This window comes from uncultured Meiothermus sp., from assembly GCF_937863175.1.
Taxonomy (GTDB): Bacteria; Deinococcota; Deinococci; order Deinococcales; family Thermaceae; genus Meiothermus.
The window spans coordinates 1-2,769 of the sequence record NZ_CALMCQ010000147.1; the positions used below are offsets into that span (position 1 = coordinate 1).

4 protein-coding genes are annotated in these 2,769 nt (G+C 55.9%); all 4 read left to right on the forward strand.

Translation table 11 applies throughout. The annotated features are described in order from the left end of the window. Positions 1 to 106: 106 nt before the first annotated feature. The 4 genes from Q0288_RS05810 to ffh all read left to right on the forward strand — a co-directional run bounded on the left by Q0288_RS05810 (position 107) and on the right by ffh (position 2,716). Entirely contained in the window at positions 107 to 265 is a 159-nt protein-coding gene (locus Q0288_RS05810) for a hypothetical protein (RefSeq protein ID WP_299428547.1), read from the forward strand. Further along, positions 243 to 707, forward strand: coding sequence for a type II toxin-antitoxin system VapC family toxin (locus tag Q0288_RS05815; protein ID WP_299428549.1), 465 nt, complete (start codon positions 243 to 245; stop codon positions 705 to 707). Before Q0288_RS05810 ends, Q0288_RS05815 begins: the two co-directional genes overlap by 23 nt. A gap of 76 nt (positions 708 to 783) precedes the next feature. Next, positions 784 to 969 carry a hypothetical protein gene (locus Q0288_RS05820; RefSeq protein ID WP_299428551.1) on the forward strand — a complete coding sequence of 62 codons (186 nt, stop codon included), beginning with the start codon at positions 784 to 786 and terminating at the stop codon, positions 967 to 969. Between the two features lie 442 nt (positions 970 to 1,411). Continuing rightward, a complete protein-coding gene (ffh, locus tag Q0288_RS05825) occupies positions 1,412 to 2,716 on the forward strand; it encodes a signal recognition particle protein (protein ID WP_299428553.1) in 1,305 nt (434 codons plus the stop codon). Positions 2,717 to 2,769 lie beyond the last annotated feature (53 nt).

Sequence of the window (2,769 nt, forward strand, 5' to 3'; positions counted from 1 at the left end):
GGGCTGCCCCAAGTGTGAGACCGCCCAGGCGGTGGTAGCGTTCGGCCTGGCGGCCTGGGCGGGGTGGGAGCTGTGGCAGGCCAACCAGCAGTGATACCATAGAGGTATGAAACGTGAGGTCAACACAAAACAAAAAACAAAGTGGCCAGAAGATTTCCCGGTTCTTGAACCCACTGGGCTGGGTAAGCCCGTTTTACCAAAACCCATCAAGCTCAAACCCGGAAAGAAATCCTCACTCGAGTATGTCCAAGAGCAACGCAGGTGAGCTGATCATTTTTGACACCGGGGCACTGATCCAGATTCATACTCAAGAAACCTTCAGTTCGATTTGCGTCGCAAGCTTCAACCAAGCACGACAAGTTGGGATGTGTTATCTGGCTGTTCCCGAAATCGCCGGTGCGACCGGTTCCATGCTGCGAAATCGGCGCATAACCAAAAAGCAGCGAGAGCACATCCAAAACTTTGTGACCAAACAACTGGATCATTGGCTGGTCTTGCCAGTCTCTCATCGAGTGTGCAACCTGGCTTATGAGTTATGCCAAAAACACCCGCTGAAAGGTGGAGATGCCATTCATTTAGCGGCTGTCAAAATCCTCTTGCAGTTTCGTCCTGCCACATTCCTCACGCTTGATAAAACGCTTTACGAAGCCACAAAAAAAGAGAAAGTGCCTGTCGTGGTAATCCCCAGGTTCGAAGATGGCCGGTAGACAGACCTTCCGCCTATTGATCGTGGGCAAGGTGGGAAATATGGAAAAGCCACTCCGGTTGAGCTACCATGAGAGCATGGGTACGATGGCCTTCAAGTCGAAAAAAGCCAAGGTAGTATATGACATCATTCGCTCGCTGCCACCGCTTACCGACGCGCAAGCCAAACAAATGGTGGATGCGATTGAGCGGGTCACGGGGCGTCGTCACCCTCTTCGTCCAGTAAGACGCAAAAATGCAAACACCCACGCAAATCCTTCTTGATACCAACTTTCTTGTCTCCCTCCGGCGAGAGGAGCCGGAGACTTTGCGTTTTTTAAGTTGCCTGACCTCCGAACAAATGACAACCTCAGCGATTGTTCAGGTGGAGTATGCCACCAAGAGGTCGAGGGTTCGAATCCCTTCGGCTCCACCAAGTCCAGGGCAATAAAAACTCGAGGGTCAGACCCCGCTGACTTCCGGTACACCGCCCCTGCTGCGCCTGACGGCAGGGCTGGATTAACTGGCATATCTTAAATGTTGACCACGCGAGGAGGTTTTCAGCCTGGGGTAACCCATGGTTAAGACAAAAACCTGAGTAGAAAACTTGATATTGACACGCTAAAGGCATTGCTGCTACCCTAGCGGGCGGCCCTCAGGAAGTGGGCCAGAAATCGCAAAAACACCTTTAGTGGTTTCTTGGGCATCTCCGGGCTAGACTAAAGCTATGTTTGAAACCCTTTCTCAACGCATCCGTGCCGCAGTGGACAAGCTGCGCGGGCGGGGCCGTATCACCGAGGCCGATCTTAAGGCTACGCTGCGCGAAATTCGCATGTCGCTCCTGGAGGCCGATGTCAACTTCGAGGTCGCTAAAAGCTTCGTGAATGCCGTGCAGGAAAAGACCCTGGGGCAAGCTGTGCTGGAAAGCCTGACCCCGGCGGAGCAAATCCTGAGCGTGGTCTACGAAGAACTGGTGCAGATGCTGGGGGGTGAGGCCACGCAGCCGGTGCTGAAAAACGAGGGCAACCTGTGGTTCATGGTAGGGTTGCAGGGCTCGGGCAAGACCACCACCACCGGCAAGCTGGCCCAGTTCTACAAGTCCAAGGGTCGCCGCCCCTTGCTGGTAGCGGCCGACACCCAGCGCCCCGCAGCTCGAGACCAGTTGCGCATTTTAGGTGAAAAAATTGGCGTGCCGGTGCTGGAAGTGGCCGACAACGAGCGTCCCGAGACCACCCGCTCTCGCCTGCAACAGCATCTGACCTTCGACTACCGTGACCTGGTGATTGTAGACACCGCAGGCCGCTTGCAGATTGACCAGACCCTGATGGATGAACTGGCCGGACTCAAACAGGTGCTGGGGCCGTCCGAGACCCTGCTGGTGGTGGATAGCATGACCGGTCAGGAAGCCCTGAATGTCTCCAGAACCTTCGATGAGCGCATTGGGGTTTCGGGCCTGATCCTGACCAAGCTCGACGGCGATGCGCGGGGTGGGGCGGCCCTCTCCGCGAGGCACGTAACCGGCAAGCCCATCTTCTTTGCGGGTATCTCCGAAAAAATTGAGGGCCTCGAGCCCTTCTACCCCGACCGGCTGGCCCAGCGCATTCTGGGCATGGGGGATCTGCAGACCCTCCTGGAAAAGGCCAGGGCCGCCGAACTGGAGGGGTCGCAGAAAGACCTCAAAGAAATCACCCTCGAGGACCTCATCACCCAGATGCGCCAGATGCGCAAGATGGGTAGTTTCACCGAAATTCTGGGCATGATTCCCGGCATGTCGCGGATGCTACCGGCAGGCTTTTCAGTAGACGAAAAGCAGGTCAACCGCATGGAGGCTATCGTGCTCTCGATGACCATCAAAGAGCGCCGCAACCCCAAGGTGCTCAATGCCTCGCGCCGCAAGCGCATTGCGGCTGGGTCGGGAACCTCGGTGCAGGAGGTCAACCGCCTCATCAAGACCTTTGAGGACTCCAAGCAGATGATGAAAACCCTTACCAAGCAGCAGCAGAAGGGTGGCAGGGGATTGTTTAGAAGATAGGTCTCAGGATGCACCTCGAATGTCGCACCTCTCTTCGCGCCAGACCAGCAACA